Origin of the sequence: Streptomyces sp. WI03-4A, from assembly GCF_033792105.1 — a bacterium.
Classification (GTDB): Bacteria; Actinomycetota; Actinomycetes; order Streptomycetales; family Streptomycetaceae; genus Streptomyces; species Streptomyces collinus_A.
This window is the reverse complement of sequence record NZ_JARAUO010000027.1, coordinates 40,572-67,293: the sequence shown is the minus strand read 5'-3', so window position 1 is coordinate 67,293 and position 26,722 is coordinate 40,572. Positions and strand designations below refer to the sequence as shown.

Here is a 26,722-nt window from a genome sequence, read left to right as displayed (position 1 = left end):
CCGAAGAAGAGTTCTGCCTCATCGGTTACGGCTCACACCCGGGCCGTGCAACATGGAGGACCCGCTACTCTGAGCGCATGTGACCCGCCGTCAGGTGTTGGCGCCTTGGATGACCTGCCCTCCGAGAGTGAAGAAGCTCAGGCGTAGGCGTCCTCGATGGCGACGCGGCGCACCGTGCGCAGCGTCGATCGGAGACTGTCCAGGTCGGTCGACCCGAGGGCGAGGCGGAGCGCCTGTGGTGTGTGTCTCGAGGTGGTGAACGGCTCTGCCGTGGTGACCGAGATGAGCTGGCGCGCGAGGGTGGCGGTGAGGCGGTCGGCGCGTGCGTCGTCGGGCAGTGGCAGCCAGGTGAAGTAGGACGAGGGGTGGCTGATGAGCGGGAGGCCCGCCAGCTCTTGTCTTGCGATTGCCTGGCGCGTCTTGGCGTCGTCCCGTTTCTGCGCTTCCAGACGGTTCACGGTGCCGTCGTCGAGCCAGCGGCAGGCGATGGCGGTGGTGAGGGCGGGAGTGTTCCAGGTGGTCGCGCGGATGGCGCGTTCGAGGGACGGAATGGTGACCGGTGGGGCGAGGACGAAGCCGACCCGCAGGCCGGTGGCGATGCTCTTGGACAGTCCTGAGACGTAGAGGGTGATGTCCGGTGCGGTTGCGGCCAGAGGCGGTGGAGGGTCTTCGGCCAGGTAGGCGTACGAGGCGTCTTCGATGATGAGCGGACCGTACTGTCGGGCGATCCTGATCAGGCGGGTGCGGTCGGTCGCCGACATGACCCAGCCCAGGGGGTTGTGGAGGGTTGGCATGGTGTAGATCGCACGGACCGGGCGGGTCGCGCACAGTTCCTCCAGGGCGTCGAGGTCCGGCCCGTCGGGGGTGGTGGGGATGGGCTCCAGGTCGAGGTGGAAGGAGTGCGCGAGCACCTTGAAACCGGGGTAGGTGAGTGCGTCGGCCGCGACGACATCGCCGGCGCTCAGCATGGCCATGACGGCGATGGCCAGGCCCTGCTGGGCGCCGTTCGTGATGAGGATCTGATCTGCGTCGGTGCTGATCGCCCGGCGTGTGAGGTGTCGTGCGATGGAGGCTCTGTCCTGGGGGCGCCCCCGGTGCGGCTGGTAGCGCAGCAGAGAGTCGAGATCGCCGGAGGTGGCCACCTCTCGCAGGGCCTGGCGCAGGAGGTCGGCCTGGCCGGGCAGCGAGGGGTAGTTGAAGTTGAGGTCGACCGCGTCCGTGGCGACGGCCTGCTGATCGATGCCCTGATCGGCGGGGACCGCGATGTCCCGCACGAACGTGCCACGGCCCTGTTCCCGGCTCACCAGGCCCATCGCCTCCAGTTCGGCGTACACCCGGGTCGCGGTCACCACGGCGATGCCCTCGCGGGCGGCGAGAGCGCGGTGGGTCGGCAGCCGCACCCCGGAGGCGAGCCGCCCGGTCCGGATGTCGGCCGCGAGCGTGTCGACCAGCTTCTTGTATCGCGAGGCTGCCATGCACCGAATTGTATCCATGACAATTCTTTGACTGTAATGCTCGCGGGTTCTTACCGTCGAGTCCTACTCATCCGGAAAGGACAGCCGTCGTGCACATCGCCATCCTCACCTTCGAGGGCTACAACGAGCTCGACTCCCTGATCGCGCTCGGTGTGCTCAACCGCATCAAGAGCGACGACTGGCGTGTCACGATCGCCACCCCCAGCCCCAAGGTGACGTCGATGAACGGGGTGGTCATCGAGCAGATGTCCACCCTTGAGGAGGCGTGCGCCGCCGACGCCGTCATCGTCGGCAGCGGCATCGCCACCCGCGAGGTCACCGAAGACCCGGCGATCATGAACATCCTGCGCGGCCTGGACCCCTCGCGGCAGCTCATCGCGGCGCAGTGCTCCGGCGCGCTCGTGCTGGCCAGGCTCGGCCTGCTGGGCGGCATCCCCGCCTGCACCGACCTGATCACCAAGCCGTGGGTCGTCGCCGCCGGCGTCGAGGTCCTCAACCAGCCCTTCTACGCCAAGGACAACATCGCCACGGCCGGCGGCTGCCTGGCCTCGCACTACCTCGCCGCCTGGATCATCACCCGCCTCCGCGGCCGGGACGCCGCCGAAGGCGCGCTGCACTACGTCGCCCCGGTCGGCGAGAAGGAGGAATACATCGAGCGCGCCTGGCGCAACATCACCCCGTACCTGCCCGCTCCTGCCCCGGCGCTCGCCTGACCCACCAGCCGCGAGCTGCGGCCGACCAGGAAGCCGCGCCTCCGGAAGCCCGGCCGGCCGCCGCGGCCCGCACCCCCGCCGGACTCTCGGGGAAGGACTGCGCATGAACCGGGACGAGGTAACGGCTGCGGTCGTTGCCGGCAGACTGGCCAAGGGCCTCACGCGGCAGCAGTTGGCCGACGCGATCGGCCGGCCGCTGGTGTGGACCACCGCGGCATTGTTCGGACAACACCCCCTTCCTGAGGACAGCGCACGTCGGGTCGCCGAACTGCTCGACCTGCCCGCGGAAGGCTGTGCCGGTGCTCTCCGCCGTTCCGTACCGCGGCGGGCTGCCCACCGCGGTACACGCCCAGTGACTGAGCCGCTTCAGCGGGGTTCATCGGGTCATTCCCCACATCAGGGGAAGAGGTGCTGGAGGAGGGCCGGTCGTCCGCCTTCCGGCACCACGGCCGTGCCGCCGGCACGGGAGTGGTGACCCGGCTCCTCCCGCACTGACCGCCTCCGCGGTGCCATGCTCAGGCGCTGAAGCTTTCGATGGCTACGGGCAGGTGGCGCGGGCCGCGCAGGACGGCGTTGGTGCGGTACGGCGGGGGATCCTCCAGTAGCCGGAAGTTCTTCACGCGGCGGAACAGTTCCGGCAGGGCGAGGCTTGCCTCGATCCGCGCGAGCGGGGCGCCGAAGCAGTAGTGGATTCCGGTATAGAAGCCCAGGTGCTCGTTGTCCTTGCGGTCGGGTACGAAGCGGTCGGGGTCCTCAAAACGGTTGGGGTCGCGGTTGGCCGCGGCGATCATGAGCCAAACGGGAGATCCCTTGGGGATCGTGACGCCGTCGATGTCGATGTCGGCCAGTGTGACGTTGATCGGGACGAACTGGACGGGCGGCTCGAAGCGCAGCACTTCCTCGACGAGGGGGACCGTCAGATTCGGCTCATTGCGGAAGCGCTCAAGGACGTCAGGGTGGCGCAGCAGGGTGAGGGTGGTGTTGGTGATCAGGTTGACGGTGGTCTCGTGGCCGGCGACCAGCAGCAGGATCGCGGTGGCCACGAGGTCCGCCGGTGTCATGCTGCCACCAGGACCGGTGTCGGGGGCGAGCGCGCTGAGGATGCCGGGTCCCGGGTGGCGGCGTTTGGTATCGATCAGGTCGGCCAGGTAGGCGCCCAACTCCTTGCGTGCACGCTGGTACTCCTCCGCGGCGAGGCCTCCGTGCTGAGGATCGATGCCGGAGGCCACGGCGTCGGCCCAGCCGTAGAAGCGCGGTTCGTCCTCGCGGGGCACGCCGAGCACCTTGCAGATGGCGGTGACGGGCAGCGGATAGGCGAAGTCCTCGACGATGTCGACCTCGTTCTTGCCATCGAAGGCGTCGAGCAGGGTGGTGACGACCGCGGCGAGTTCGCCGCGCAGGCCGTCGAGGAACCTGGGGCTGTGCGGGGGACCGAAGGGCCGGTTGGCGGTGGCGCGCAGCCGGTCGTGTTCGGGCGGGTCGGTGAGGATGAAGCTCGGCGGCAGGCCGGAGTCATCCTCTGAGTGGCCGGGGCCGGCGTAGCCGGGCGGGCGGTTGCGGGGGTCCTGGCTCAGCCGCGGGTCGTTGGCCAGGCTGCGCACCGCGTGGTAGCTGCTGACCAGGTAGGTGCCGTCGTCCTCCCGCAGCACCGGTGTCTTGCGCAGCTCCGCGTAGAGCGGGTACGGATCGGCTCGGCTGGCATAGTCGAGGATCTGCGCGGAGATGCTGCCGGACGTCATGGGTGCCTCCTGGACCATGGGACGGTGCGGGGCCGGTGATCACGCGTGCGACGGAACGAAGTTGACTCGCCGCTCACTGGGGGAGTGGCCCGTGAGCTTTACGGTGGGCGCGTGGGTGGGCAGGTGGGGGTCGGGGAAGTCGGGGTCGATGACGGGCAGGGTGCTGGTGCGGCGGTCAACCAGGCGATAGTCCGGGGGGAAGGGCGCTGCGGCGGCGATCTGCTCCTCGTAGAAACCCAGCCATCGCGCGCTGTCGAAGGACGCCGCGGCGATGACCCGGCCCCGGTAGCCGTACACGGCGACGAACCGTTCCTCTGCGAGCGTCCCCTGGGTGATGACCATCTGGTCGCCCATCGAGGGAATGCCCACGGACTTGATGTTGGTGGAGAACTGGGTGGACCAGAACATCGGCAACCATAGGTGCGGGCGGCGTTCAGGACCTGCGCAGATCATGTTGTGGGCCGCGATCTCCGCCTGCTCGACGGCGTTGCCCCAGTGCTCCAGCGACAGGAACTGGTAGTCGAACAGCGGGTGCGGGCTGCGTGCGACGTCCCCGGCGGCGTAGATGTCGTCGGTGACGATGCCGTTGACATCGAACACCCGGCAGCCGGCGTCGCACGCGATTCCCCGCGGTCCCGCGGCCACCCCCGATCCGGCCAGCCATTCGGTGTTCCGCAGGGCACCGAGCGAGACGACCGCCACCTGGACGTCGATCGCCGTGCCGTCGGACAGGTAAGCGCGGCTGAGCCGGCCGGATTCGTCCCCCTCCAGGGCGGTGACACTGACGCCGCAGCGCAGGTCGACCCCGTTCCTGCGCTGCATTCGGTCCGCGACCGCGCCTATCACACCCCCGAGCGCGCCCACCAAGGGCGCCGGGCCGCGTTCGGCGACCGTCACGTCGACGCCCAGCTCCCGGCAGGCGGAAGCGACTTCACAACCCGTGAAGCCGGCGCCGATCACCAGTACCCGCGCGGGGCCACCAGTCAGTCTCCGGTTCAGGCGTGCGGAGTCGTCACGGGCTCGCAGCACGAACACCCCGTCCAGATCGGCCTGTTCGGGATGGAACCAGGGGCGTGCCCTGGTTCCGGTAGCGATCAGCAGACGGTCGTAGCCGACGGTGCCTCCGTTCGCCAGGCGTACCTGCTTGGCGTTCCTGTCCAGTCTCTCGGCGGCGACACCCAGACGCCATGTGGCGTCGACGTCACGCCGCCGAGGGAGTTGCGTGTCCTCAGCCTGCGCCCGCCCCAGCAGCACCTGCTTGGACAGCGGCGGCCGATCGTAGGGCTCATACGGTTCGTCACCGATTACGGTCAGTGATCCGGTGAAGCCCTGCTCACGCAGTGTCTCCGCGGCACGCAGGCCCGCCAGGGACGCACCCACGACGACGATCCGGCCTTCCCGGCGCAGGGCCGCGACATCGGTGTCAGCCGACACGGGGTTGCACCCCCTTCGTCGGTTCGTCGGAGCAGTCGACGAGGATGGCCTGGACCGGGCAGGCGGCTACGGCCTGCTCCACCCGGTCGCGCAGCCCCTCGTCGAAGCGGGGCGAGAACAGCAGCCCCTCATCGCCGTGCAGGGCGAAGACCTCTGGGGCGAGAAAGACGCACTGCGCGTACGCCTGACACCGATTGAGATCAACGACAAGCCTCATCAGGAACCCGCTCCCTGCGCGGGCCGCCATGGCCAGAAGCCCACGGCCGCCTGCGCTGGCCAATACGGTGGGTTGGCGTGCCTCCCTCTCAGGATCAGCCCCTGCAGAGGTGCCTCGCAACGCGAGGTGACACGGTAGGGGCACCGACACGCCGGCCACGGCGTGGAACACTCGAGCCGGGCAAGCGGCGCGCGCTGCGCGGCCGCATCGGTCTTCCCTCGACTCCGGCCCACGCTTCGGCCCGCCCTGGGAGGACTACCTCGACCTCGTCGCCTCAGCCCGTAATCCGTCCAGGAATGCCGGGTGGACGTGTGGCACAACGGCCACGAACACCGCGACCCTGCGGGCTGCACCCTCATCTGCTGACGACGGCTTCGGACGCCCCACTACGGCTGACCGGTGTCATGCGGGCCAAGGCGCCACGGGCTGTTTCCATAGATGGTAATGTCCACGCCCCAGAGAGACGGGGATGATCGTGGGAGCAGAGCCGTCGAGTCCTCCGAACCGCTGGTTGCCCGCCTCGGGACCGGCCGAGCGCGTTGGCATCCGCCCCGGCCCTACGACGCTTTCGCACTGCGGCCCGGTCCCGGTCCGCGCGCGTGCCGATCGCGTCCGCACCGGCCGTCCACGGATCACCTACAGCACGGACAGCACCCACAGCACGGACAGCACGGGCGGACGCGGTCTACGACCCGCTCGCGCAGTCCTGCACCATAGCCTTGGCTGGCCCCCACCCGTGATCGCCCATCCCGATGGGAGCACCGACATCCCTCACCTGCCGAGCGGTCCTCCCCCGGGGCAGTACCGTAGGCCCCCTTCACGGCCGGCACGACCTCCCCGGCCGGCCCTTCTCGGTGAGAGGCCGTCAGCGCATCTGCGGCTGCTCGGCAGGGTATGACCGGCTCCGTCCTTGGCCAGCAATCGCCCGGGTCCAGAGATGGGTTAGCGCGGCTGGTGCCATCAACTGGGGAACTCCGCCACTGCCTTGCCGAGGTCGCGTTCCAGCTCACCGGGCGTCTGGAGGCCCCGGTTCGTGAGGTAGTCCAGGCGCTCACGGCTTTCGGGCATTGCAACCAGGCTGAGGAACGTGGCGGAGTCGGAGCGGACGTTCGCCGGGTGTGGCAGCGTGAGGTCATTGATCGCCCGCTTCGCGGCCTTCACCCCTGCGGGTGGGAATCCGGCGATGCGCTTGGCCAGGCGCTCGACGAAGCCGTCCAGTTCGGCGTCGGGCAGAGCTCGGTTGATCCAGCCGTAGCGCTCTGCGAGGTCGGCGTCGAAGTCGTCGGCGCCGGTGATGGCTTCGATGGCGCGTGTTCTGCCCAGTCGCCGGGTCAGGTGCTGGATTCCGCCGGCGCCGGGCAGGGCGCCGGTGCCGGACTCGAACTGCGCGAAGACGGCGTTCTCACGCGCGGCGAAAATCATGTCGCAGGCCAGGGCCAGTTCGTCGCCGCCGCCGCGGGCCCGGCCGCGCACCTTGGCGATGGTGATCACCGGGACGTGCGCCAGCTTGTACAGGAACATGCCGAGCGAGGCGTCACCAGGGCCGCCGGCCTTGGCGGCTTCTGCGGTGTACTGCGGGATCGCCGTGAGGTCCACGTGTGCCGAGAAGAATTCGGGTGAGGCGCTGTCGATGACGACGACCCGCACGTCGCCCGGGTCGGTGTACAGCGCGTCGACGAGTGAGACGAGGTCACGGACGAGGTCGACACCGATGAGGTTGAGGGGGCCGGAGTCGAGGGTGGCGAACAGGACACCGGCCTCCTCTCGGGTCCGGATCGACGAGTAGGCGAAGCTCATGATCTTTCCTTTGGTGGGGGTGTTGCGAGGCGGAGTTCTACTGGAACCACTTCAGGGCAGTACGGGGCATGTCTCGAACTGCCCTATTGCGGCTTGAAGCGCCTGCCTGCAAAGGCACGAGACGTACTGATCTGCATCGCCCCCTGCTTGGAACTCAGCAGCGTCCGCACCGGTGGTGCCCTGAGGCTCGGCGATGAGCATCAGCGGCGGGGGTGTGAGTGAACGTTCGTCGACACTGACTTCGGGCATCGAGTGCTTGTGTGACATTCGAGTGCCTGCCAGGCCTCTCGCAGAAGCGGTTACACCGACTGCCGTACCGATTTCACCCGATTGCTCTGGGTGAGCCGGCTCGTGGACCGGTCGTCCTCGTCCAGATAGTCCGAGCCGGGTCCGGGGGGCGAGCGGATAGGTCGGCGCGACGGTGGCGGGCAGTGTGGCGTCCGCGGATCGCACCGCCCCAGAACCTGCCGTTAACGGCCGGTGTGGCACAGACCCGCCGGTATCGATAGATGCGGGACGGCGTGCCCGTCGCTGCCCCCCGACCCCACGGTGACCGAGACCCTAACTGATCGTTTCAGAATGGGTTGAGCTGCGGGTCTGGTGCTCAGTGATCTTGGTTGGCAGGGTGTGTCCGGAGTGCGTGCTGATCTTGTTCCTGACGACTTGTGCGAGTGGGTGGCTTCGCTGCTGCCGCCCGCTCCCGAGCGGCGCCGCCGCCATCCGGGGCGATTGCGTGTTCCCGACCGAGCGGCACTCGCCGGCGTCCTATACATGCTGCGGACCGGTGTCGCCTGGCGTGACGTCCCCGCAGAGACTGTGGGCTGCTCCGGGGTGACGGCCTGGCGCCGGCTGCGGGACTGGACCGAGGCCGGCATCTGGCCCCGCCTGCACGCCGCCCTGCTGAACGAGCTGCGCCGCGCCGACCTGCTGGACCTGGACGACTGCGCCGTGGACGGCTCGCACATCCGGGCCCTAAGAAGTCATCTCATTTGGCGAGCCGGCGGTAGCAGATGAGGGTGCAGGCGAGGCTCGTGAAGGCGAGGAAGTGCTCGGCTTTGCGCTCGTAGCGACGGTGGAGGCGACGGCATCCAGCGAGCCATGCCATGGTGCGTTCGATGGTCCACCGGTGCCGGCCGAGCCGCTGTGGGGTCTCGACTCCTTTTCGGGCTATGCGGTGCCGGATGCCCCGCTGGGATAACCATCGCCGCAGGTGGGAGTAGTCGTATCCCTTGTCGGCGTGCAGTTTCTCGGGCTTGCGCCGTCGGGGGCCTCGCCGGGATCGGATCGGCGGTATGCCCTTCACGAGCGGGATCAGGGCCTGGCTGTCGTGAACGTCGGCGCCGGAGATGCCGACAGGCAGGGGCAGACCGGTCGGCTCGGTGATCAGGTGGATCTTTGAGCCGTACTTGCCCCGATCCACCGGATTCGGACCTGTCAGCTCCCCCTTTTCAGGGCCCGCATGTTCACCGAGTCGATCGCGCAGCGAGACCAGTCCAGGTCGCCGCGGGAGCCGAGTTCGTCGAGCACCAGGCGGTGCAGCTTGGCCCACACGCGGGCCTTCGTCCACTCGGTGAACCGCCGGTGAGCCGTCGCGCCGGACGGCCCGAACGAGGCGGCCGGCAACTGCTGCCACGTGCAACCCGACGTCGCCACGAACACGATCGCTGCCAGCACCTCACGGTCGCCGTGCCGACGCCGGCCACCACCCTGAGGTCGCGACGGCGCCTCCGGCACCACCCGCTGGAGCAGCTCCCACAACTCGTCCGGCACCAGCCGCTCAACGATCCTCGACACGACCAGCTGCTTACCCAGCCAAATGAGATGATCTCTAAGGTGCGCCGGCGCTCCGCGAAGGGAGGGGCCACGCCTCGGTGCCCCCACCGCGGTCACCGCCTGGCCACGGCCGCCGAGCGGGGCACGTCGGCCCGTACCCGCCGAGCGGGGCACCGAACCTGGGCGGCCGTGCAGGGCGCCGAGGCGAAGTCCCCCGCGGGGCACACCCGCCCGTGACCGCCGAGCGGGCCGCGGGCCATGGCCCCCCGTGCGGCCCTCCGGCTGGAGCACTCCGGCAGGACAGGCGCAGAGGCGCGTACGAGGGTGGTGCTCATGACCGAGGACACCAGCACGCTGACCGGACCGGCACCCTCGCCCGTGCGGGTGGCGGGCCCGGCCGAGGAGATCGTCCTCCCCGGCCACACCCCGCCGCCCGTGCGGGACTGGCCGCCGCCGGACCTGGACGGCACGGAGTTCGACCCGGTCCTCGCCGCTCTGATGCGCGAGGGCCCGCTGACCCGGATCCGGCTGCCGTTCGGCGAGGGCTGGGCCTGGCTGGCCACGCGGTACGAGGACGTCAGGCTGATCACCAACGATCCTCGCTTCAGCCGTACCGAGGTCACCCGTCGTCAGGTGACCCGGCTCGCCCCGAACTTCGCGCCCCGCCCCGGCTCGCTCGCCTGGGCCGACCAGCCCGAGCACAACCGGCTGCGCAAGCCGGTCGCCGGGGCCTTCACGGTGAGCGCGATGAAGCGGCTGCGACCCCGCGCGCAGGAGATCCTGGACGCCCTGGTCGACGGGGTCGTGGCGGACGGGCCGCCCGCGGACCTGGTGGAGCGGGTGCTGGAGCCGTTCCCGCTCACGGTCGTCAGCGAGGTGATGGGCGTGCCGCCCGCCGACCGCGCGCGGGTGCACGGCTGGACCCGGCAGATCACCTCCACGGCGGGCGGCGCCGAGGCCGCCGGCCGGGCGAAGACCGGTCTGTACGACTGGATCGGCACGATGGTCCGGGACCGGGCCCACAGCACCGGCGACGACGTGTACGCGCTGCTCGGCGCCGCCGTGGCGCGCGGGGAGATCAGCGAGGAGGAGGCCGTCGGGCTCGCCGGGCCGCTGCAGATCGGCGGGGAGGCCGTCACCCACAACTGCGGGCAGATGCTGTTCCTGCTGCTGACCCACCCGGACCTGATGGAGCGGATGCGGGACCGCCCGCTGGAGCGCGGTCCTGTGCTGGACGAGCTGCTGCGCCACATCCCGCACCGCAGCACCGTCGGCCTCGCGCGGATCGCGCTGGAGGACGTGGAAGTAGCCGGGCACCGGATCGCGGCGGGCGAGCCGGTGTACGTCTCCTACCTCGCCGCCAACCGCGATCCGGACGTCTTCCCCGACCCGGACCGCATCGACCCCGACCGCCCCGCGTGTCCGCACCTGGCCTTCGGCAACGGACCGCACCACTGCACGGGAGCCGTCCTCGCCCGGCTGCAGGCCGAGCTGCTGGTGGACACGGTGCTCGACCGGCTGCCGAAGCTGCGGCTCGCGGTGCCGGCCGAGGACGTGCGCTGGCGGCACAAGACGATGATCCGCGGACCGCTGACCCTGCCCGTCACCTGGTGACCGGGGCTCACGCCCGCAGCCACTCCGTGACGATCACCTCGCCGCCGGCCCGCAGCCGGAGCGCGAACGGGCCGGTCGGCGCGTGGTCGCTGGTGAAACGCCCCAGGGTGTCGACCGGGACCGGCCGGACCGTCTGCGGCCCGCCCAGCACCTCGATGCGCGCCGACTGCGGCGGCAGCACCTGGCCGATCAGGCCCTCCTCGGTCACCTCCACGTCCACCGAAAGGCCGCCCGCCCGGAAGGTCAGCATCCGCGGGGCGTCCGGCACTCCCCTGACCGGCAGGGCGTCCACGAGCGAATCGAAGGTCAGCTCGGCGATCCGGGCGTCGAGGTCGTGCAACGCGTAGGCCTCAAGCGCCAGTTGGCGCAGCTCGACCGGGACCGGGTCCAGCTCGGCGGCCGCCCGGCGCAGTTCCGCCTCCAGCAGGTCGCCGTCGAACCCGTCCTCACCGGGGACCTGATCGCGATCCCCGCCGGGGCCTTGGCCGAGGCCCGCGTCGATGCCCTGGCCGGGGCCCGCGTCGATGCCCGGCTCGAAGCCCTCGTCGAATTTCTCGCCGAAGCCGCCGCCGGCACCCTCGCCGAAGCCCTCGTCGGGCCGTCCGTTGCCGTCCATGCCGCTCACACCGTCCCCCGTGCGTCCATCCGGGCCCGCAGCCGGCGCAGACAGCGCTGGCGCAGCGGCCCGATACTGCCGACGGCGATGCCGAGCGCGGCCGAGACCTCCAGATAGCTGGGCGGGGGCGAGGCGATCAGCACGCGCAGCAACTGCCTGCACCGCTCACCGAGTTCCTCGAACTCCTGCCACAGCCGGCGGACCCGTTCCGCCTGGTCGGCCTCCTCCTCGGCATCGATCAGCGACTGTTCCGGCGTGCGCTCCTCGCTGGCACGGTCGAGCACCAGCGGATCGTCGGTCAGCGTCAGCCGGGTCAGTCCCTTGAGCACCTTCAGGCACTCGTGCCGGGCCGTACTGGCCAGCCAGGCACCCGCCTTGTCGGGCTCGCGCAGCCGGCCCAGGTGCTGGGCGAAGCGGAACCACACGGTCTGGTAGACCTCGTGCCCGTCGGCGTCCGACAGCCGGTGCGCGCGCACGACCGACCACACCAGCGGACTCATGCCTTCCACCAGCGCCTTCCAGGCCGCGGCGTCGCCGTCGACGGCGGACCGGACCAGCGCGCCGACCTCTGTTCGGTCCACGGCTCCACCCCTCGTGTACGGCACGTCATCGTACGCCGTGGAGAGGAGGGTTCCGGACCTCATGCGGACCGCGCCGGCATCGCGACGGGAACCGGGCGCCAGGTGGGCGGCCGGAGCGCCGGGACGTGCGCCCCGCGCACATCGGCGTACTCGGTGAGCGAGGCGAGGAGTTGCCTGCGCGCCGCGCGCGGATCGCGCTCCTTGTGCGCCGTCATGTGGGCGGCCACCAGGGCGGCGGCCGCCGGGGTGGCGAAGGAGGTGCCGCTCCACTGCGCGAGGCCGTCGAACATCACCTGGTCGGGCTTGGCCGTGCCGCTCTCGCCGGTGTCGCTCAGCACGCCCGTGTGGCGCGGGAACCGGCAGGTGCAGGCGTAGCCGAGACCGAACCGGCAGGCGTCGTAAGTGGAATGCTGGTAGACGTACGGCACCGGCGCGTCGAAGCCGGTGAGGGCGCTGGTGAGGCGCTCGCCGGGGGCGTACACCCCGACCCAGGGGCCGTGGTTGCTGAAGCACGCCTCGGAGGCGCCGTCCCCGCGCAGCGCGCCGACCGAGAGCACGCTGTCCGCGTACTCCGGCAGCGAGGCGTAGGCGGCCGGCCAGAACGGGGTGTCGCTGCCGTTGTTGCCGGCGGCGGCCACCAGCAGGGTGCGCTGCTCGCGGAGTTCGCGCATGAACGCGTCGAGCCCGAGCAGGCCGACGGCGGACTCGGTGGAGGTGCCGGCGGAGAGGCTGATGATGTCGGGCCAGCCGCCCAGCTCGACGGCCTCGAACAGCTTGCCGCCGAACTCCGACTCCAGGATGGCGCCGACGTCGTTGAGCGTGCCCCGCACGGTGATGTCGGTGTTGGGCGCCACGGCCGCGACGATCCCGGCGATGAACGTGCCGTGGCCGACGTACTGGCGCAGCAGGCCGTCGGCGTCGGTCTCGCTCACCTGCGGGTCGCCCGTGGTGTGCGCGAGGAGCGGGTAGGCCCCGTGGTCGTGCACCAGGCCGGTGTCGACGACGAGGACGCCGACGGCGGTGTCCGGGTCGTGACGGCCCTCCTCCGGGGCCGGGTTGGCCGGCTCGCCGCGCGGCGCGGGCAGGGGCTCGTCGCCCGGGCAGGCGTTGACGGGGGCGATGTGCACGACGTGGTTGCGGCTGACCAGCCGGTGACCCCGGCGGCCCTCCGCCTCGGTGAGCGCGCGCAGGGCGTGCGGGACGCCGTCGTCGCCCTCGGCGGGGTCGCCGACCCGGATCCGGGTGATACCGGAGCGGTTGGTCTCCGGCCCGGTGCGGCGCACGTGGTCGGGGACCAGCCCCCGGGTCTCGGTGAAGTGGGCGCGCACGGTGTCCTCGACCACGCGGGCCTCCGCGCCGTCGCGGGCGAGGACGACGCCCTTCTCGTAGAGGAAGTGGCCGTCGTCGTCCGGCCCCATGGCCAGGGCCACATCGGGCATCGAACGCTGGATGTGGCGGAACTGCTCGTGGAATCGCTGAGGTGCCATGAAGTGTCCTCCCCCTGAGACGGTGTCCGAGAGTGAGAGTCGCCGGACGACCGATTGATACAGCCCCCGGGCAGGCGCGGTACAGCGGAAAGCGGAAGGGGACGGCCGTGTGACGGTTTCCCGCAGGCCACTACCATGCGAGGGGTGACAGCGGGAAGCGAGTCGGTCCTCGAACTGCTGCCGATGGTGTTCGCCGATCCCGGCGAGGCACGGGCACGCGCGGATCTGGTGCTGCACACCGATCCGTCGCCGCTGCACGCCAGCGTCGCCCATCAGGTGCTCGGCATCTGGCAGCGGGACTTCGGCGATCTGCGGATCGCCCTGCGGCATCTGCGGCGGGCCCGGGACCTGGCCGCGCGCGCCGAGTCGGCCGAGCGGGAGGCGGACGTGCTCGCCACGCTGGGGGTCGCACTGGTGCACGCGGGGCGCACGCGCCAGGGCCTCGCGTCGTTCGAACAGGGGGTCGCCCGGGGCAGCGGACACACCAGGGCACGCGTGCTGTACCGGCGGGCCTACGTGTGGTGGGTGCTGGGGCGCCACCGGGAGGCGCTGGAGGACGTACGGCGTGCCCTACCGGTGCTGCGACAGGTCCGCGACGACATCTGGACCGCGCGGGCGCTGACCCTGCGGGCCACCGTGCACCTGGCGCTGGGCGCGGTGGACCGCGCGGTCGCCGACTTCACCGCGGCGGAACGGCTGTGGGAGACCACCGGCCAGGAACACGACAAGGCGGACGCGGTGGAGAGCCGCGGCCTCGCCGCGTTCCGCTCCGGGGACATCCCGGTGGCCCTGCGGCTGCTGGACGAGGCCGAGGAGCGGTACGGCAAGCTCGGCACGCCCACCTTCATGCTGTCCATCCGGCGCTGCGAGGTGCTGATGGCCGCGGGTCTCGCCCCGGAGGCGCTGGCCGAGGCGGACACGGCGATCGCGCTGCTCGACCGGATCGGCGGACAGTCCACCCGCAAGGCCGAGTTGCTGCTCGCCGCCGCGCGGGCCGCCCGTTCGGCCGGGGACCCGGACACCGCGATCGCCCGCGCCGCCGACGCCGTACGGCTGTTCGCGGCGCAGCGGCGGGCCTGGTGGGCCGCCCATGCCCGGCTGGTGCTCATCGAGGCGCGTGCGGCGGCCGGGAACGGGTCCGGGCGGCTGGTGGCGGACGCGGCGGCGGTCGCGGAACGGCTGGCCTCGTTCGGCTCGCCGGCCGCGCCCGAGGCGTCGCTGCTGGCCGGCCGGGTCGCGCTGGCGCTGGGCCGCACGGCGGACGCGGAGCGGCACCTGACGGCGGCCGCGCGCGGCCGGCACGGCGGTCCGCCGACCGCCCGGGTCACCGGCTGGGCCGCACAGGCTCTGCGGGCGCGGGCGGCCGGCTCCGGGCGCGGGGTGCTGGAGGCCTGCCGGCGGGGCCTCGACGTCCTCGACGACCACCGGATGACGCTCGGCGCCTCCGAACTGCGGGCCCGCGCCACCGCGCAGGGCGCCGAACTGGCCGCGCTCGCCCAGGAGGCGAGCCTCGCGCACGGCGGTGCGCGGCGGCTGCTGGAGTGGAGCGAGCGCTGGCGGGCGACCGTGCTGTCCGCGCCGCCCGCGCGGCCGCCCGCCGACCCGGCGCTGCTCGCCGGCCTCACCGCCTTCCGGGAGATCGCGGCCCGCGCGGAGGAGGCCCGCAGGGAGGGCCGCCCGGTGCCCGCCCTGGAGCGCGAACAGCGCAGGCTGGAGCGGGACATCCGGTCCCGCACCCACCACATCCGCGGGGGCGCGCCCGGCGGCGGCGACCGCTTCGACGCGGGCCGCCTGCTGGACCGGCTCGGCCCGGCCCGGCTGGCCGAACTCGCCGTCGTGGACGGCCGGGTGCACGTCCTGCTGTGCGGTCAGGGGCGGGTACGGCGGTTCGCGGGCGGGTCGCTCGCCGAGGCGGTGGCCGAGGCCGAGCACGTGCAGGCCGGGCTGCGGCGGCTCGCCCACCCCGGGGGCGAGGCGCGGCTGCCGCTGGTGGAGGCGGCGGGCCGGCGCCTCCAGGAGCTGTTGCTGGGCGGTGCCGTGCCGCATCTGGGGGCGGGGCCGGTGGTGATCGTGCCGCCGGGGGCGCTGCACCGGGTGCCGTGGGCGCTGCTGCCCGCGCTGCGGGAGCGGGTGCTCAGCGTGTCGCCGTCGGCGGGGAGCTGGCTGCGGGCCCGGGAGACCGAACCGCCGGCCGGTGGCCGGCACGTCCTGGTGCGCGGACCTGGCCTCGCCACGGGCGGCGCCGAAGTGTCCGAACTGGCCGACCGGTACGGCACGGCGACCGTACTGGAGGGCGAGGCGGCGCAGGCGCCCCGGGTGCTCGCCGAACTGGACGGCGCGGCCCTGGCCCATCTGGCCGCCCACGGCACGTTCCGCGCCGACAGCCCGCTGTTCTCGGCCCTGCGCATGGCCGACGGGCCGCTGATCGTGCACGACTTCGAGCGCCTGGCCCGCAGCCCGTACCGGATCATCCTGTCCAGCTGCGACACCGCCCGCCTCGCCTCGGTCGGCGCCGACGAACTCCTCGGCCTGGTCACCGCGTTGCTGCCGCTGGGCACCGCCGGGGTGGTGGCGAGCAGCGCGCCGGTCAACGACGCCGCGGTGGTCCCGCTGATGCTCGCCCTGCACAAGGGCCTCGACGCGGGCCTCTCCCTGGCCGAGGCCCTGCGCGACGCCCGCGCCGCCCAGCCCGCCGACCCGGTCCACCAGGCGACGGGCTGGGCCTTCGCGGCGTTCGGCGCGGCGTGAGGACGGTACGGCCGTGAGGTGGCGGCCCGTGCTCGGCCCGCTGAGGTCGGCGTCCGCCACCACGCGGTATCGGTACGGGCCGCCCCCCTCGGGCCCGTGTGGCTCAACGCCGGTTCGGCCCCCGCCGGGCCCGGCGCGCCGAGGCCCGTGCGCTCACGCCGGTTCGGACTCCGGGAGGTCCGTGAGCCAGGGCAGGGCGCCTCGGTCGCTCGCGCCCAGGCGGGTGTACGCGCTGTAGAGGTGGTTGCCGACGGTGCGTACGGACAGGGTCAGCTTGTCGGCGATCTCCCGGTTGCTGAGTCCCGCGGCGGCGAGGGCGACGATCTGACGCTGCCGCGCGGTGAGTTCGCCCAGGACGAGCCCGGCCAGCGCGGGGGTGCGGGCGCCCTGGCAGCGGCGGGCCAGCGCGACCGCGCGGGTGCGGGAGAGGCGCGCGGCGCGCGGATCGCGGTGCGCGCGGACGGCCTGGGCGTGCGCCTCGGCCGCGAACAGCAGGAAGCCGCGCTCCGCCAGGGCCCCGGCGGCCCGGTCGAGGGCCGGTCCGTCGCCCCGGGCGAGCGCCTCGGCGTGCCGGGCGAACACCCCGCCGGCCGGCAGCCGTCCGGCGGCCAGCTCGGGCCTGCCGAGGCGTACGGCGTCGTAGCACGCGAGCACGTCGTCCCCGGTGAGCCCGGCCGGGGCGCCCCCGATGTCACCGCGGGCCGCGGCGGCCCAGCCGTCCGTTCCCTTCGACTCGCCCAACTGTGCGGTCACTAAGTCGAGTTCGTCGGCGCAGCGGGCGTCATCCGGGGCCGCCCGCAGCCCTTCCCTGGCCCATGCCGCCGCCTCGCGCAGCTCGCCGCGCAGCCGGGAGTACCTGGCGCGTACGACCGCGTACCCGGCGGGGACCGGCAGCCCCTCGGACAACAGCCAGTCCCCCACCGGCGTCGGCACGCCCCGCACGTCCTGCCGGGCCAGCCCGCGCTCCAGCGCCGTCCGCTCCGCCGCCAGCGCGGGACCGCACCGGTCCGGTGCGCCGGTCAGCCGCAGGGACCGCAGGCGGCCGGCGGTGGCGCGCAGGGCGGGCCCGTGCAGCGGGTGCGCGAGGGTGACGGAGCCGAGGTCGTCGACATGGATCAGACCGTCCGCCTCCAGGCGTTCGAGGACCTCCAGGTCGAGCTCGTCCCACGCGAGCGGCAGGGGCTCGGCGAAGGCGAGCCGGTCGAGCGTCTCGCGCTCCCCGGCGCCGGCGCGGTCCAGCACGGGCGCGAGACGGTCGCGGACGGTCGCGGTCACCGGCACAGGTCCACGCCACGCCCACTCGTCGCACTCGGGGACGCGGGTGAGCCCGCCGGAGCGGCGCAGCGCCGCCACGAGGTCGCGCAGCAGCCGCAGATCGCCCCGGCACATCCGGTGCAGCCGGCCCGTGGTGAGCGGTTCCAGGCCGGCCGTGGCGAGCAGCCGGCCGGTGTCCTCACGGGGCAGCGGCTCCAGCGCGACGCGGGGCAGCAGTTCCCCGGTCCACAGCCGGGAGACCGCGCCCGGTACCGGCACGCCGTCCGTGACGGCCACGACCAGGCGGGTGGATCCGTGCGCGGCGAGCTGGTGGACCAGGGCGGCGGACGCCTCGTCGAGCAGATGGGCGTCGTCGACCACCAGCAGTCGCACCCCGGACAGGAGATGGACCGCCCGGTGCAGCGAGACGGTGCCGGGCAGCAGGTGCGCGAAGGCGGCGAAGGGCAGACCGCGGCTCTCCGGCGTCCCGGTGACCCGGACGCAGTCCGTGCCCCGGACCGCCTCCGTGATCAGCCGGGTCTTGCCGCAGCCCACCGGACCGGTCACCACGACGCCGGGGCGGCCGGCGGCCGACGACCGCCGCACGAGCTCCAGTTCGGTCTCCCGGCCGGTGAACGGCCAGGGCAGCTCCAGCGTCTTCGCGTCCTGTTCGTAAATCGTCACGACAACTGGAGCACGCCTACTCAGGTTTGATACAGGGCGACTTGAGTAGCCCCCGACTCAGGCGTTCCGGGGGCACGACACGGCACTCTGACGGTCCGAGCCAGTCGGGCGACCGGGGGAGCGGTCGAGGGGACGTAGCCTTCGGGGGAGGGATGGCGTCCCCTCGACCACAAAGCGAGCCCTCGGCGGCGGGTTTCAGATGCCGGCGGCCGGACTGTCGACGCTGTCCGGGTCGAGGTGGCCGCCGAAGGCGGGCAGGTCGGTCAGCCGGCGGACGTGGGCCCACAGCACCGGATGGCCGGCGACCCGGCGTGCGGCGGAGGCGTCCAAGTGGTGGCGGTGCACGGTGTGCAACCGCACCAGGGCCACCCACAGTTCGACGTCGGCGGCGGTGAGCCGCCCGTCTACGGCGTACTCCTCCCCCGCCAGGTGCCGCTCCAGCCTGCCCAGCGTGTCCAGCAGCACGTCCACGGCGGTCGCGCGCTCGACGGGATCGGCGCCGGGCCGTCCGGCGCACCGCGCGGCCTCGAGGACGCCCTCGGCACAGAGCCGTTCGACGGCGTCGATGCGGCTCTCCGCACCGCACGGGTACAGGGAGAGCCGGCCGTCGCGCGGGAAACGGTCCAGGTCGCGCAGGATGTCCGGGGCGTGGTTGCTGACGATACGTCCGGTCCAGTCGTCGCTGAGCACCGGCGCGAGAGCGGGCTCGGTCCAGTGGTGGGCGCTCGCCTCGTACAGCGGGCGCAGGGCCGAATGGCCGCCGTCGGGGCGGTCCGGCAGCGCCGGCAGGAAGACCACCGGACAGACCGCGTCGAGACCCAGCAGGCTGTGGCCGACGGCGAGGCGCAGCCCGTCGGCGCAGCCGGTGGACAGGTGGAGCCGGTAGCGGTGCGGCACCGCGTAGTGGCCGCTGCGCGCGTCCTGGCCGATCCGGCCCCGGAACGCGGGCGTGGCACGGCGGGCGGCGGTACGCGGGGCGGCGGTGCAGGGCGTGACCGGGACGGTGGCGAGCGAAGCGATGGACATGCGACTCCCCTGGTGCGTGCGCGCGAACGGATGCGCGGGCGGTTGCGCGGCGGAAGGCGTTCGTCGACGGGCGACAGCCGGCAATCGACAGACGACGAACGACGGGTGACGGTCGACAGTCGACACACGACCGCAGACGGTCGACAGGCGACAGGCGACAGGCGACAGGCGACAGGCGACAGGCGACAGGCGACCGCACACGGTCGACGGGCGACAGTCGACCGGCGACGGGCGCGTACGGGGGGGCCGGCGGGAGGCCCGGGTCAGCGCTGGAGACCGATGGCGCTGCAGACGCGCAGCAGGTCGATGTGCAGGCGGGAGGTCAGAAGAAGGACGCGCGACGGCGTACGACCCGCTCGGCCGTCGACCGTCAGGAGGCGCACCATAGTTCCCTACCTGTTCACTGGGGTTCCCTCTTCGGAGTGTCGGTCCGTGGCCGTACGACGTCAAGGGGGCGTCCATGCCTGGGACTCCCGGCGGACGGCGGGTGCGGGGCGAGGGCCGGCGCGGGGACTCCTCAGCAAGAGCGACATGTGACATAGTACTGATGTGGCGAAGCGACTGACCTGCGATGTCGTGGTCGTGGGAGCCGGCATGGTGGGTGCGGCCTGTGCGCTGTACGCCGCCCGGGCCGGCCTCGATGTGAGGGTGGTGGACCGGGGCGCGGTGGCGGGCGGTACCACCGGCGCCGGCGAGGGCAACCTGCTGGTCTCCGACAAGGAGCCGGGCCCCGAGCTGGAACTCGCCCTGCTCTCGGGCCGCCTGTGGGCCTCACTGGCCGGGGAGCTCGGGGCGGCGGTGGAGTACGAACCCAAGGGCGGTGTGGTGGTCGCCCGCACGCCCGGCACGCTCGACGTGCTGGCCGGCTTCGCAGCGGGCCAGCGTGCCGCGGGCGTCACGGCCGAGCCCGTCGGTCCCGACGAACTGCGCGAGCTGGAACCGCACGTGACTCCCGGCATGGCGGGCGGTGTCCACTATCCGCAGGACGCGCAGGTCATGCCCGCGCTGGCCGCCGCCCATCTGCTCCGTGCCTCCGGCGCCCGCCTGCACACGGGCCGGTCCGTGACCGGAGTGCTGCGTACGCCGGACGGCGCGGTGCTCGGCGTCCGTACCGCCCAGGGCGACATCCACGCGCCCGCGGTGGTCAACGCTGCGGGCACCTGGGGCGGCGAGCTGGCCGCGTCGGCGGGCGCGGCCCTGCCGGTCCTCCCCCGGCGCGGCTTCGTGCTGGTCACCGAGCCGCTGCCGCGCATGGTCCGGCACAAGGTGTACGCCGCCGACTACGTGGCGGACGTGGCCAGCGACTCGGCCGCGCTGCGCACCTCGCCGGTCGTCGAGGGCACGGCCGCCGGTCCCGTCCTGATCGGCGCGAGCCGTGAACGGGTCGGCTTCGACCGTTCGTTGTCCCTGCGGGCGGTACGGGCTCTGGCAGTCGGCGCGATCGGACTGTTCCCCTTCCTGGAGCGGGTGCGCGCGCTGCGCACGTACGCCGGCTTCCGGCCCTATCTGCCCGACCACCTGCCGGCGATCGGCCCCGACCCCCGGCTGCCCGGGCTGTACCACGCCTGCGGCCACGAGGGCGCCGGCATCGGCCTGTCCACCGGCACCGGACTGCTGATCGCCCAGGCACTGACCGGGAAGACACCTGACCTTGACCTCGCGCCGTTCCGTCCGGAGCGGTTCGGGCCCGACGGAGGGACCGCACGGTGAACCCACGGGAACTGGCCCGGGCCGCACCGGGCGCCGCCTTCAGTGTCACCTTCGACGGCGGCCCCGTCGCGGCACTGCCCGGCCAGACGGTCGCGGCCGCGCTGTGGGCGGCCGGGGTGACCTCCTGGCGCAGCACCCGCGGCACCGGCCGGCCGCGCGGGGTGTTCTGCGGGATCGGGGTGTGCTTCGACTGCCTCGTGACCGTCAACGGCCGCCCGAACCAACGGGCTTGTCTGGTCCCGGTACGGCCGGGCGACGTGATCCGCACGCAGGAGGGGACGGGCCGGGACGATGACTGAGCGACCGCACCTCGCCGTGGTCGGAGCGGGCCCGGCGGGACTGGCCGCCGCGCTGGCCGCGGCCGCCCGCGGGGTACGTGTGACCCTCCTGGACGCGGCCGAGCAGGCGGGCGGGCAGTTCTACCGGCAGCCCGCCGCCGCCCTGGGCGCCCGCAGACCCCAGGCCCTGCACCACCAGTGGCGCACCTGGGAACGGCTCCGGGACGGCCTGGACCGGCAGCTGGCCGCCGGGCACGTCCGCCATCTGCCGGACCACCACGTCTGGTGCGTGGACCGCACGGCCGGCGCGGACGGCACGGACGACACCGGCATCATCCAAGACGCCCCGACCGGTGGGGCGTTCGCGGTGCACGCGCTGCGCGGACCACTGCAGGAGGAGGGCGTCACGGTACGCGCGGACGCCGTGCTGCTCGCCACCGGCGGCTACGAACGGGTGCTGCCCTTCCCCGGCTGGACCCTGCCCGGAGTGCTCACCGCGGGCGGCGCGCAGGCCATGCTCAAGGGCGGCCTGGTGCTGCCCGGCCGTACCGTCGTGGTCGCCGGCACCGGTCCCCTGCTGCTGCCGGTGGCCTGCGGCCTGGCCGCGGCGGGCGCGCAGGTGGCCGCCCTGGTCGAGTCCGCCGGTCCAAAAGCCCTGCCGCGCCACGCGCGGGCGCTCGCCGCACAGCCCGGCAAGCTCGCCGAAGGCGCCCTGTACGCAGGGCGGTTGCTGCGGCACGGGGTACGCCCACTGACCCGGCACACCGTCGTGGAGGCGCACGGCACCGGCCGGCTGACGGCGGTGACCGTCGCCGCGCTCGACCGGGACGGGCAGCTCGTGCCGGGCAGTGCCCGCCGTATCCCCTGCGACACCCTCGCGGTGGGCCACGGCATGCTGCCGCACACCGACCTCGCCGAGACGCTCGGCTGCGCCCTGTCCGGGACGGACGTCCGCGTCGACGGCGAGCAGCGCACCGACGTGCCGGGCGTCTGGGCGGCCGGCGAGGCCACCGGGATCGGCGGTGCGGCACTGGCGCTCGCCGAAGGGCACATCGCCGGCCGTTCCGTCGCCGCGCGACTGCACGGCACGCCTCCCGACCCGCGCCGCTGGGCCGGGGCCGCCAAAGCCCGCCGGCGGCTGCGGAAGTTCTCCGCCGCGCTCGACGCGCTCTACGCCCCGCCCGCCGGCTGGGTGGACCGGATCACCGACGACACGGTGGTGTGCCGGTGCGAGGAGGTCACCGCCGGCCAGGTCCGCACGTCCGTCGACGTGCTCGGGGCCGGAGACCAGCGCACCGTGAAGCTGCTCACCCGGGCCGGAATGGGCTGGTGCCAGGGCCGGATGTGCGGCCCGGCGGTGGCAGGGCTCTCCGGCTGCCCGGCGACACCGGGCCGCCGCCCCTTCGCCCGCCCGGTCCCACTCGGCGTACTCGCCCGACTGCCCGAGGACGAGCCGGACTGACAGCGGTGCCCGACCGACCGCGAGAGCCCACACCACAAGACCCCGACCACACGACTCCGCACCGCTGACCCCGCGCCACCGGACCCAATGAACAGCCCAGTGATATGTCACACCCTATTGAACGGGAGACTTCCATGACGCACGCCACGCCCCACACGGAGGACTGCCCCTGGCGCGGTGTCCTCGTCGCCACCGCGCTGCCGCTGCGCGACGACCTGTCGGTCGACCACGACCGGTACGCGGAGCACTGCGCCTGGCTGGTGGAGAACGGCTGTGACGGCGTCGTGCCGAACGGCTCCCTGGGCGAGTACCAGGTGCTCGCCCCCGAGGAACGCGCCGAGGTGGTGCGGACGGCCGTGAGCGCGGTCGGCGGGGCGCGGGTGATGCCGGGGGTCGCCGCCTACGGCTCCGCGGAGGCCCGGCGCTGGGCCGAGCAGGCCGCCGGGGCCGGCTGCGGGGCCGTGATGCTGCTGCCGCCCAACGCCTACCGGGCCGACGAGCGGTCCGTCGTCGCCCACTACGCGGAGGTCGCCCGGGCGGGCGTGCCGGTGGTGGCGTACAACAACCCGATCGACACCAAGGTGGACCTCGTACCCGAACTGCTCGCCCGGCTGCACGGCGAGGGCCACATCCAGGGCGTCAAGGAGTTCTCCGGCGACGTCCGCCGCGCCTACCGCATCGCCGAACTCGCTCCCGAACTCGACCTGTTGATCGGCGCCGACGACGTACTGCTGGAACTGGCCGTGGCGGGTGCCAAGGGGTGGGTGGCCGGCTACCCGAACGCGCTCCCCCGGGCGTCCGTCGAGCTGTACCGCGCCGCGACGTCCGGCGACCTCACCACCGCGCTCCCGCTGTACCGGCAGCTCCATCCGCTGCTGCGCTGGGACTCGCGGGTGGAGTTCGTGCAGGCCATCAAACTGTCCATGGACGTGGTGGGCCGGTACGGCGGCCCGGTGCGCCCGCCGCGCGTCCCGCTGGCGCCGGAGCAGGAGGCGGCGGTCCGCGCGGCCACCGAGAAGGCCGTGGCGGCCGGGCTCCTGTGACGGCCCACGGGACACGGGCTACGGGAAGGAACGCACGATGCGCAGCAAGCTCGTCCTGCACGCCGTCGACTCGCACACCGAGGGCATGCCGACCCGGGTGATCACCGGCGGGATCGGCACCGTACCGGGCGCGACGATGAACGAGCGGCGGCTGTGGTTCCGTGAACGCCGGGACCCGGTCAAGCGGTTGCTGATGAACGAGCCGCGCGGGCACTCGGCGATGAGCGGTGCGATCCTGCAGCCGCCGAGCCGCCCCGACTGCGACTGGGGGGTCATCTACATCGAGGTCTCCGGCTACCTGCCGATGTGCGGGCACGGCACGATCGGCGTGGCGACCGTGCTGGTGGAGACCGGCATGGTGGAGGTCGTCGAACCGGTCACCACCCTGCGCCTGGACACCCCGGCCGGGGTGGTCGTGGCCGAGGTCGCGGTGCGGGACGGCGCGGCGGCGAGCGTCACCCTGCGCAACGTACCGTCCTTCAGCGCGGGGCTGGACCGCACGGCGGTGCTCGCCGACGGCCGGAAGGTGACGTACGACCTGGCCTACGGCGGCAACTTCTACGCCATCCTGCCGCTGGAGGAGTTCGGCCTGCCCTTCGACCGCGGCCGTAAGGACGACATCCTCGCCGCCGGGCTGGAGCTGATGGAGGCGATCAACGCCGGGGAGGAGCCGGTCCACCCCGAGGACCCGTCCATCCGCGGCTGCCACCACGTCCACCTGTACGCGTCCGGCGCCACCGCCCGGCACTCCCGGCACGCCATGGTCATCCACCCCGGCTGGTTCGACCGCTCGCCCTGCGGCACGGGGACGAGCGCGCGCATGGCGCAGCTGCACGCGCGGGGCGAACTGCCCTTGCACACCGAGTTCGTGAACGAGTCGTTCATCGGCACCCGGTTCACGGGCCGGCTGCTGGGCACCACCGAGGTCGCCGGCGTCCCGGCCGTGCTGCCGAGCTTCACCGGCCGCGCCTGGATCACCGGCACCGCCCAGTACCTGCTCGACCCGTCGGATCCGTTCCCGGAGGGGTTCGTCCTCTAGCCGCCGCCCCCGCGGACACCGACTAGACTTCGATGATGCGTGACATGGCACAGACCCCGGCCCCCCAGGACGCGGACGCGACCGCGCCCGTGCTGCCCCGGCTGGGCGGCCGGCGGAGCAGTTACCGCGAGCGGGTCGCGGACGCGCTGCGGGCCGCGCTGATCGCGGGCGAACTGCGCCCGGGCGAGGTCTACTCGGCGCCCTCGCTCGCCTCCCGCTTCGGTGTCTCGGCGACGCCGGTGCGGGAGGCGATGCTGGACCTCGCCAAGGAGGGCCTGGTCGACACGGTCCCGAACAAGGGCTTCCGGGTCACCGCCGTCTCCGACCGGCAGCTGGACGAGTACACCCACGTCCGCGCGCTCGTCGAGATCCCGACGGTGGTGGCGCTGGCCCGCACGGCCGACCGGGTCTCCCTGGAGGCCCTGCGCCCGGCTGCCCGGGAGATCGTCGCCGCGGCCGCTGCGGGCGACCTGATCGCCTACGTCGAGGCCGACACCCGCTTCCACCTGGGGCTGCTCGCCCTGGCCGGCAACGCCCACCTGGTCGAGGTGGTCGCCGACCTGCGCGGCCGCTCCCGCCTCTACGGCCTCACCGCCCTGGTCGAGGCCGGCCGCCTGCTGGCCTCGGCCGAGGAACACCTGGAACTCCTGGACGCGTTGCTGGAGCGCGACGAGAAGGCCGTGGGCGAGATCATGACCCGGCACCTGGGTCACGTGCGCAGCCTGTGGGCGGCGCGCGACTGACCGTGCGCCGGCCACCCGGCCGGTGAGGCGGCGGGCCGGCGGTGCGGCGGTCCCCTCCCTCCCCGGACCGCTCAGCCGGGAGCCGGGGGCAGGTCGTCGAGAAAAGTGGCCGTCGGCACGTGGAACAGGCACCCGGTGACCGGGGTCGAGTAGTCGAGGATCCGGTCGTGGGAGGCCCCGGCGTCGCCGAGGAACATGTGCCGCAGCATCTGCTCGGTCACCTCCGGGGTGCGCGCGTAGCCGATGAAGTACGTCCCGAACTCGCCCTCCCCCAGGGTGCCGAACGGCATGTTCTCGCGCACGATCTTGCGCTCGTCGCCGTTCTCGTCGGTGACGGTGTTCAGCGCCACATGGGAGTCGGCGGGCTTGACGTCGTCGGGCAGTTCGACGTTGGCGAGCTTCGTGCGCCCGATGACCCGCTCCTGCTCCTCCGCCGGCAGGGCGTTCCACGCCGCCATGTCGTGCAGGTACTTCTGCACCGTCACGTAGCTGCCGCCGGCGAAGGCGGGGTCCTCGTCGCCGATGAAGACCGCCGCGTCGGCGAGCCGCCCCTCGGGGTTCTCACTGCCGTCGACGAACCCGAGCAGGTCCCGTTCGTCGAAGTACTTGAAGGCATGGACCTCGTCGCCGACCGTGGCCGCGCCGCTCAGCCGGTCCAGGAACAGCTTGGCGAGTTCGAAGCACAGGTCCATGTGGCGGGCCCGGACGTGGAAGAGCAGGTCTCCCGGGGTGGCCGGCGCGTGGTGGCGGTCCCCCTTCAGCTCGACGAACGGGTGCAGCCCCCGTGGCCGCGGGCCGTCGAACAGCCGGTCCCAGACCGCCGAGCCGATGCCGACGACACAGCTGAGCTGTTCACCCGGTGCGCGGAAGGCTACCGAGCGGCACAGGCCCGAGACGTCCTCCAGCAGGTCGCGGACGGTCTCCTCGCGGCCCTGCCGCACGGTGAGCACCAGGAACACGGCGGTTCGGGCCGGTTCGACGACCACGGGCTGTGACTCGGCCACGACCGGGCCTCCTCGGGAACGCGGGTGGATCCGTGGGGCGGGGCCGTCCGGCCCTCCACCCATCCCATCCTGCTGCCTCCGGGCCGGAACCGCGCGAGGACGTGTGCCCGGGCGTCCGGCATGGGCGGCACGATCACGCCCGCACACGAACGAGGCCGTCTTCCCGTCACCAGGAAAACGGCCTCCGACCTGCTGTGAAGCTGGTCGGGACGACAGGATTTGAACCTGCGACCCCTTGACCCCCAGTCAAGTGCGCTACCAAGCTGCGCCACGTCCCGCCGCGGG

Annotated in this window: 23 protein-coding genes, 1 tRNA gene and 1 pseudogene; 11 read left to right on the top strand and 14 right to left on the bottom strand. The window is 72.9% G+C overall.

Features of this window, described 5'->3' with window-relative positions; all coding sequences use genetic code 11:
• Positions 1-137: 137 nt before the first annotated feature.
• Complete coding sequence (locus tag PV343_RS25170; protein ID WP_319149226.1) at positions 138-1,475, bottom strand: PLP-dependent aminotransferase family protein; 1,338 nt, start codon at positions 1,473-1,475, stop codon at positions 138-140.
• An 89-nt stretch (positions 1,476-1,564) separates the two neighbouring features.
• On the opposite strand from PV343_RS25170, the gene PV343_RS25165 reads away from it, so the two are divergent.
• Positions 1,565-2,188 (top strand): DJ-1/PfpI family protein, encoded by a 624-nt coding sequence (locus tag PV343_RS25165; protein WP_319149225.1) that lies wholly within the window; start codon positions 1,565-1,567, stop codon positions 2,186-2,188.
• A gap of 103 nt (positions 2,189-2,291) precedes the next feature.
• The gene (locus PV343_RS40445; protein WP_401697035.1) at positions 2,292-2,663 is read left to right on the top strand and encodes a hypothetical protein; all 372 of its coding nucleotides are present in this window, start codon (positions 2,292-2,294) and stop codon (positions 2,661-2,663) included.
• A gap of 40 nt (positions 2,664-2,703) precedes the next feature.
• Here PV343_RS40445 and PV343_RS25160 read toward each other — a convergent pair whose 3' ends face one another.
• From PV343_RS25160 to PV343_RS25145, 4 genes are all read right to left on the bottom strand, one after another.
• On the bottom strand, positions 2,704-3,927 hold the full coding sequence (locus tag PV343_RS25160) for a cytochrome P450 (RefSeq protein WP_093475986.1): 1,224 nt from the start codon (positions 3,925-3,927) through the stop codon (positions 2,704-2,706).
• Positions 3,928-3,966: 39 nt separating this feature from the next.
• Positions 3,967-5,361 (bottom strand): NAD(P)/FAD-dependent oxidoreductase, encoded by a 1,395-nt coding sequence (locus PV343_RS25155; protein WP_319149224.1) that lies wholly within the window; start codon positions 5,359-5,361, stop codon positions 3,967-3,969.
• A complete protein-coding gene (locus tag PV343_RS25150) occupies positions 5,351-5,578 on the bottom strand; it encodes a ferredoxin (protein ID WP_319149223.1) in 228 nt (75 codons plus the stop codon). Before PV343_RS25150 ends, PV343_RS25155 begins: the two co-directional genes overlap by 11 nt.
• Positions 5,579-6,538: 960 nt before the next feature.
• Positions 6,539-7,375 carry an enoyl-CoA hydratase/isomerase family protein gene (locus PV343_RS25145; RefSeq protein WP_319149222.1) on the bottom strand — a complete coding sequence of 279 codons (837 nt, stop codon included), beginning with the start codon at positions 7,373-7,375 and terminating at the stop codon, positions 6,539-6,541.
• Between the two features lie 636 nt (positions 7,376-8,011).
• Here PV343_RS25145 and PV343_RS25140 point away from each other — a divergent pair.
• Positions 8,012-8,353: pseudogene (locus PV343_RS25140) on the top strand (transposase); the annotation flags it as partial.
• A 7-nt stretch (positions 8,354-8,360) separates the two neighbouring features.
• Here PV343_RS25140 and PV343_RS25135 read toward each other — a convergent pair.
• A protein-coding gene (locus PV343_RS25135) for an IS5 family transposase (protein WP_319149269.1) occupies positions 8,361-9,160 on the bottom strand; the annotation gives its coding sequence in 2 pieces (ribosomal slippage) (positions 8,361-8,812 and positions 8,812-9,160; 801 coding nt in all).
• Positions 9,161-9,481: 321 nt separating this feature from the next.
• Here PV343_RS25135 and PV343_RS25130 point away from each other — a divergent pair.
• On the top strand, positions 9,482-10,762 hold the full coding sequence (locus PV343_RS25130; RefSeq protein ID WP_319149221.1) for a cytochrome P450: 1,281 nt from the start codon (positions 9,482-9,484) through the stop codon (positions 10,760-10,762).
• A gap of 7 nt (positions 10,763-10,769) precedes the next feature.
• Here PV343_RS25130 and PV343_RS25125 read toward each other — a convergent pair whose 3' ends face one another.
• From PV343_RS25125 to PV343_RS25115, 3 genes are all read right to left on the bottom strand, one after another.
• Positions 10,770-11,189 carry a hypothetical protein gene (locus tag PV343_RS25125; protein WP_106960723.1) on the bottom strand — a complete coding sequence of 140 codons (420 nt, stop codon included), beginning with the start codon at positions 11,187-11,189 and terminating at the stop codon, positions 10,770-10,772.
• A gap of 194 nt (positions 11,190-11,383) precedes the next feature.
• On the bottom strand, positions 11,384-12,022 hold the full coding sequence (locus tag PV343_RS25120) for an RNA polymerase sigma factor (protein ID WP_193384517.1): 639 nt from the start codon (positions 12,020-12,022) through the stop codon (positions 11,384-11,386).
• Positions 12,019-13,446, bottom strand: coding sequence for a S8/S53 family peptidase (locus PV343_RS25115; RefSeq protein WP_319149220.1), 1,428 nt, complete (start codon positions 13,444-13,446; stop codon positions 12,019-12,021). Before PV343_RS25115 ends, PV343_RS25120 begins: the two co-directional genes overlap by 4 nt.
• Positions 13,447-13,581: 135 nt before the next feature.
• Here PV343_RS25115 and PV343_RS25110 point away from each other — a divergent pair, with 135 nt between their 5' ends.
• Positions 13,582-16,194: a CHAT domain-containing protein gene (locus tag PV343_RS25110; RefSeq protein WP_319149219.1), complete on the top strand. Its 2,613-nt coding sequence runs from the start codon at positions 13,582-13,584 to the stop codon at positions 16,192-16,194.
• A 153-nt stretch (positions 16,195-16,347) separates the two neighbouring features.
• On the opposite strand, the gene PV343_RS25105 is transcribed toward PV343_RS25110, so the two are convergent.
• The 3 genes from PV343_RS25105 to PV343_RS25095 all read right to left on the bottom strand — a co-directional run bounded on the left by PV343_RS25105 (position 16,348) and on the right by PV343_RS25095 (position 19,544).
• Positions 16,348-18,132 carry a helix-turn-helix transcriptional regulator gene (locus PV343_RS25105; protein WP_319149218.1) on the bottom strand — a complete coding sequence of 595 codons (1,785 nt, stop codon included), beginning with the start codon at positions 18,130-18,132 and terminating at the stop codon, positions 16,348-16,350.
• Positions 18,133-18,327: 195 nt separating this feature from the next.
• Positions 18,328-19,158, bottom strand: a complete 831-nt coding sequence (locus PV343_RS25100) for a glutathione S-transferase C-terminal domain-containing protein (protein ID WP_319149217.1) — start codon at positions 19,156-19,158, stop codon at positions 18,328-18,330.
• 263 nt (positions 19,159-19,421) lie between these two features.
• On the bottom strand, positions 19,422-19,544 hold the full coding sequence (locus tag PV343_RS25095) for a hypothetical protein (RefSeq protein WP_319149216.1): 123 nt from the start codon (positions 19,542-19,544) through the stop codon (positions 19,422-19,424).
• Positions 19,545-19,707: 163 nt separating this feature from the next.
• Between PV343_RS25095 and PV343_RS25090 the strand changes: the two genes are divergently transcribed.
• From PV343_RS25090 to PV343_RS25065, 6 genes are all read left to right on the top strand, one after another.
• A complete protein-coding gene (locus tag PV343_RS25090) occupies positions 19,708-20,868 on the top strand; it encodes an NAD(P)/FAD-dependent oxidoreductase (protein ID WP_319149215.1) in 1,161 nt (386 codons plus the stop codon).
• The gene (locus PV343_RS25085; RefSeq protein ID WP_319149214.1) at positions 20,865-21,167 is read left to right on the top strand and encodes a (2Fe-2S)-binding protein; all 303 of its coding nucleotides are present in this window, start codon (positions 20,865-20,867) and stop codon (positions 21,165-21,167) included. The genes PV343_RS25090 and PV343_RS25085 overlap by 4 nt, the downstream gene beginning before the upstream one ends.
• On the top strand, positions 21,160-22,608 hold the full coding sequence (locus PV343_RS25080; RefSeq protein ID WP_319149212.1) for an NAD(P)/FAD-dependent oxidoreductase: 1,449 nt from the start codon (positions 21,160-21,162) through the stop codon (positions 22,606-22,608). Before PV343_RS25085 ends, PV343_RS25080 begins: the two co-directional genes overlap by 8 nt.
• Before the next feature lie 134 nt (positions 22,609-22,742).
• Positions 22,743-23,651 (top strand): dihydrodipicolinate synthase family protein, encoded by a 909-nt coding sequence (locus PV343_RS25075; protein ID WP_319149211.1) that lies wholly within the window; start codon positions 22,743-22,745, stop codon positions 23,649-23,651.
• 37 nt (positions 23,652-23,688) lie between these two features.
• Entirely contained in the window at positions 23,689-24,690 is a 1,002-nt protein-coding gene (locus tag PV343_RS25070; protein ID WP_319149210.1) for a proline racemase family protein, read from the top strand.
• 32 nt (positions 24,691-24,722) lie between these two features.
• Entirely contained in the window at positions 24,723-25,433 is a 711-nt protein-coding gene (locus PV343_RS25065; protein WP_387952104.1) for a GntR family transcriptional regulator, read from the top strand.
• A gap of 71 nt (positions 25,434-25,504) precedes the next feature.
• On the opposite strand, the gene PV343_RS25060 is transcribed toward PV343_RS25065, so the two are convergent.
• Positions 25,505-26,437: a Dyp-type peroxidase gene (locus PV343_RS25060; protein ID WP_319149208.1), complete on the bottom strand. Its 933-nt coding sequence runs from the start codon at positions 26,435-26,437 to the stop codon at positions 25,505-25,507.
• Positions 26,438-26,638: 201 nt separating this feature from the next.
• A tRNA-Pro gene (locus tag PV343_RS25055) sits at positions 26,639-26,715 on the bottom strand.
• Positions 26,716-26,722 lie beyond the last annotated feature (7 nt).

Excerpts from the sequence above, each read along its gene's own strand:
- PV343_RS25170 (WP_319149226.1), bottom strand. The coding sequence starts at position 1,475 with ATGGCAGCCTCGCGATACAAGAAGCTGGTCGACACGCTCGCGGCCGAC.
- PV343_RS40445 (WP_401697035.1), top strand. The coding sequence starts at position 2,292 with ATGAACCGGGACGAGGTAACGGCTGCGGTCGTTGCCGGCAGACTGGCC.
- PV343_RS25160 (WP_093475986.1), bottom strand. The coding sequence starts at position 3,927 with ATGACGTCCGGCAGCATCTCCGCGCAGATCCTCGACTATGCCAGCCGA.
- PV343_RS25150 (WP_319149223.1), bottom strand. The coding sequence starts at position 5,578 with ATGAGGCTTGTCGTTGATCTCAATCGGTGTCAGGCGTACGCGCAGTGC.
- PV343_RS25145 (WP_319149222.1), bottom strand. The coding sequence starts at position 7,375 with ATGAGCTTCGCCTACTCGTCGATCCGGACCCGAGAGGAGGCCGGTGTC.
- PV343_RS25130 (WP_319149221.1), top strand. The coding sequence starts at position 9,482 with ATGACCGAGGACACCAGCACGCTGACCGGACCGGCACCCTCGCCCGTG.
- PV343_RS25120 (WP_193384517.1), bottom strand. The coding sequence starts at position 12,022 with ATGAGGTCCGGAACCCTCCTCTCCACGGCGTACGATGACGTGCCGTAC.
- PV343_RS25115 (WP_319149220.1), bottom strand. The coding sequence starts at position 13,446 with ATGGCACCTCAGCGATTCCACGAGCAGTTCCGCCACATCCAGCGTTCG.
- PV343_RS25110 (WP_319149219.1), top strand. The coding sequence starts at position 13,582 with ATGCGAGGGGTGACAGCGGGAAGCGAGTCGGTCCTCGAACTGCTGCCG.
- PV343_RS25100 (WP_319149217.1), bottom strand. The coding sequence starts at position 19,158 with ATGTCCATCGCTTCGCTCGCCACCGTCCCGGTCACGCCCTGCACCGCC.
- PV343_RS25095 (WP_319149216.1), bottom strand. The coding sequence starts at position 19,544 with ATGGTGCGCCTCCTGACGGTCGACGGCCGAGCGGGTCGTACGCCGTCG.
- PV343_RS25080 (WP_319149212.1), top strand. The coding sequence starts at position 21,160 with ATGACTGAGCGACCGCACCTCGCCGTGGTCGGAGCGGGCCCGGCGGGA.
- PV343_RS25075 (WP_319149211.1), top strand. The coding sequence starts at position 22,743 with ATGACGCACGCCACGCCCCACACGGAGGACTGCCCCTGGCGCGGTGTC.
- PV343_RS25070 (WP_319149210.1), top strand. The coding sequence starts at position 23,689 with ATGCGCAGCAAGCTCGTCCTGCACGCCGTCGACTCGCACACCGAGGGC.
- PV343_RS25065 (WP_387952104.1), top strand. The coding sequence starts at position 24,723 with ATGATGCGTGACATGGCACAGACCCCGGCCCCCCAGGACGCGGACGCG.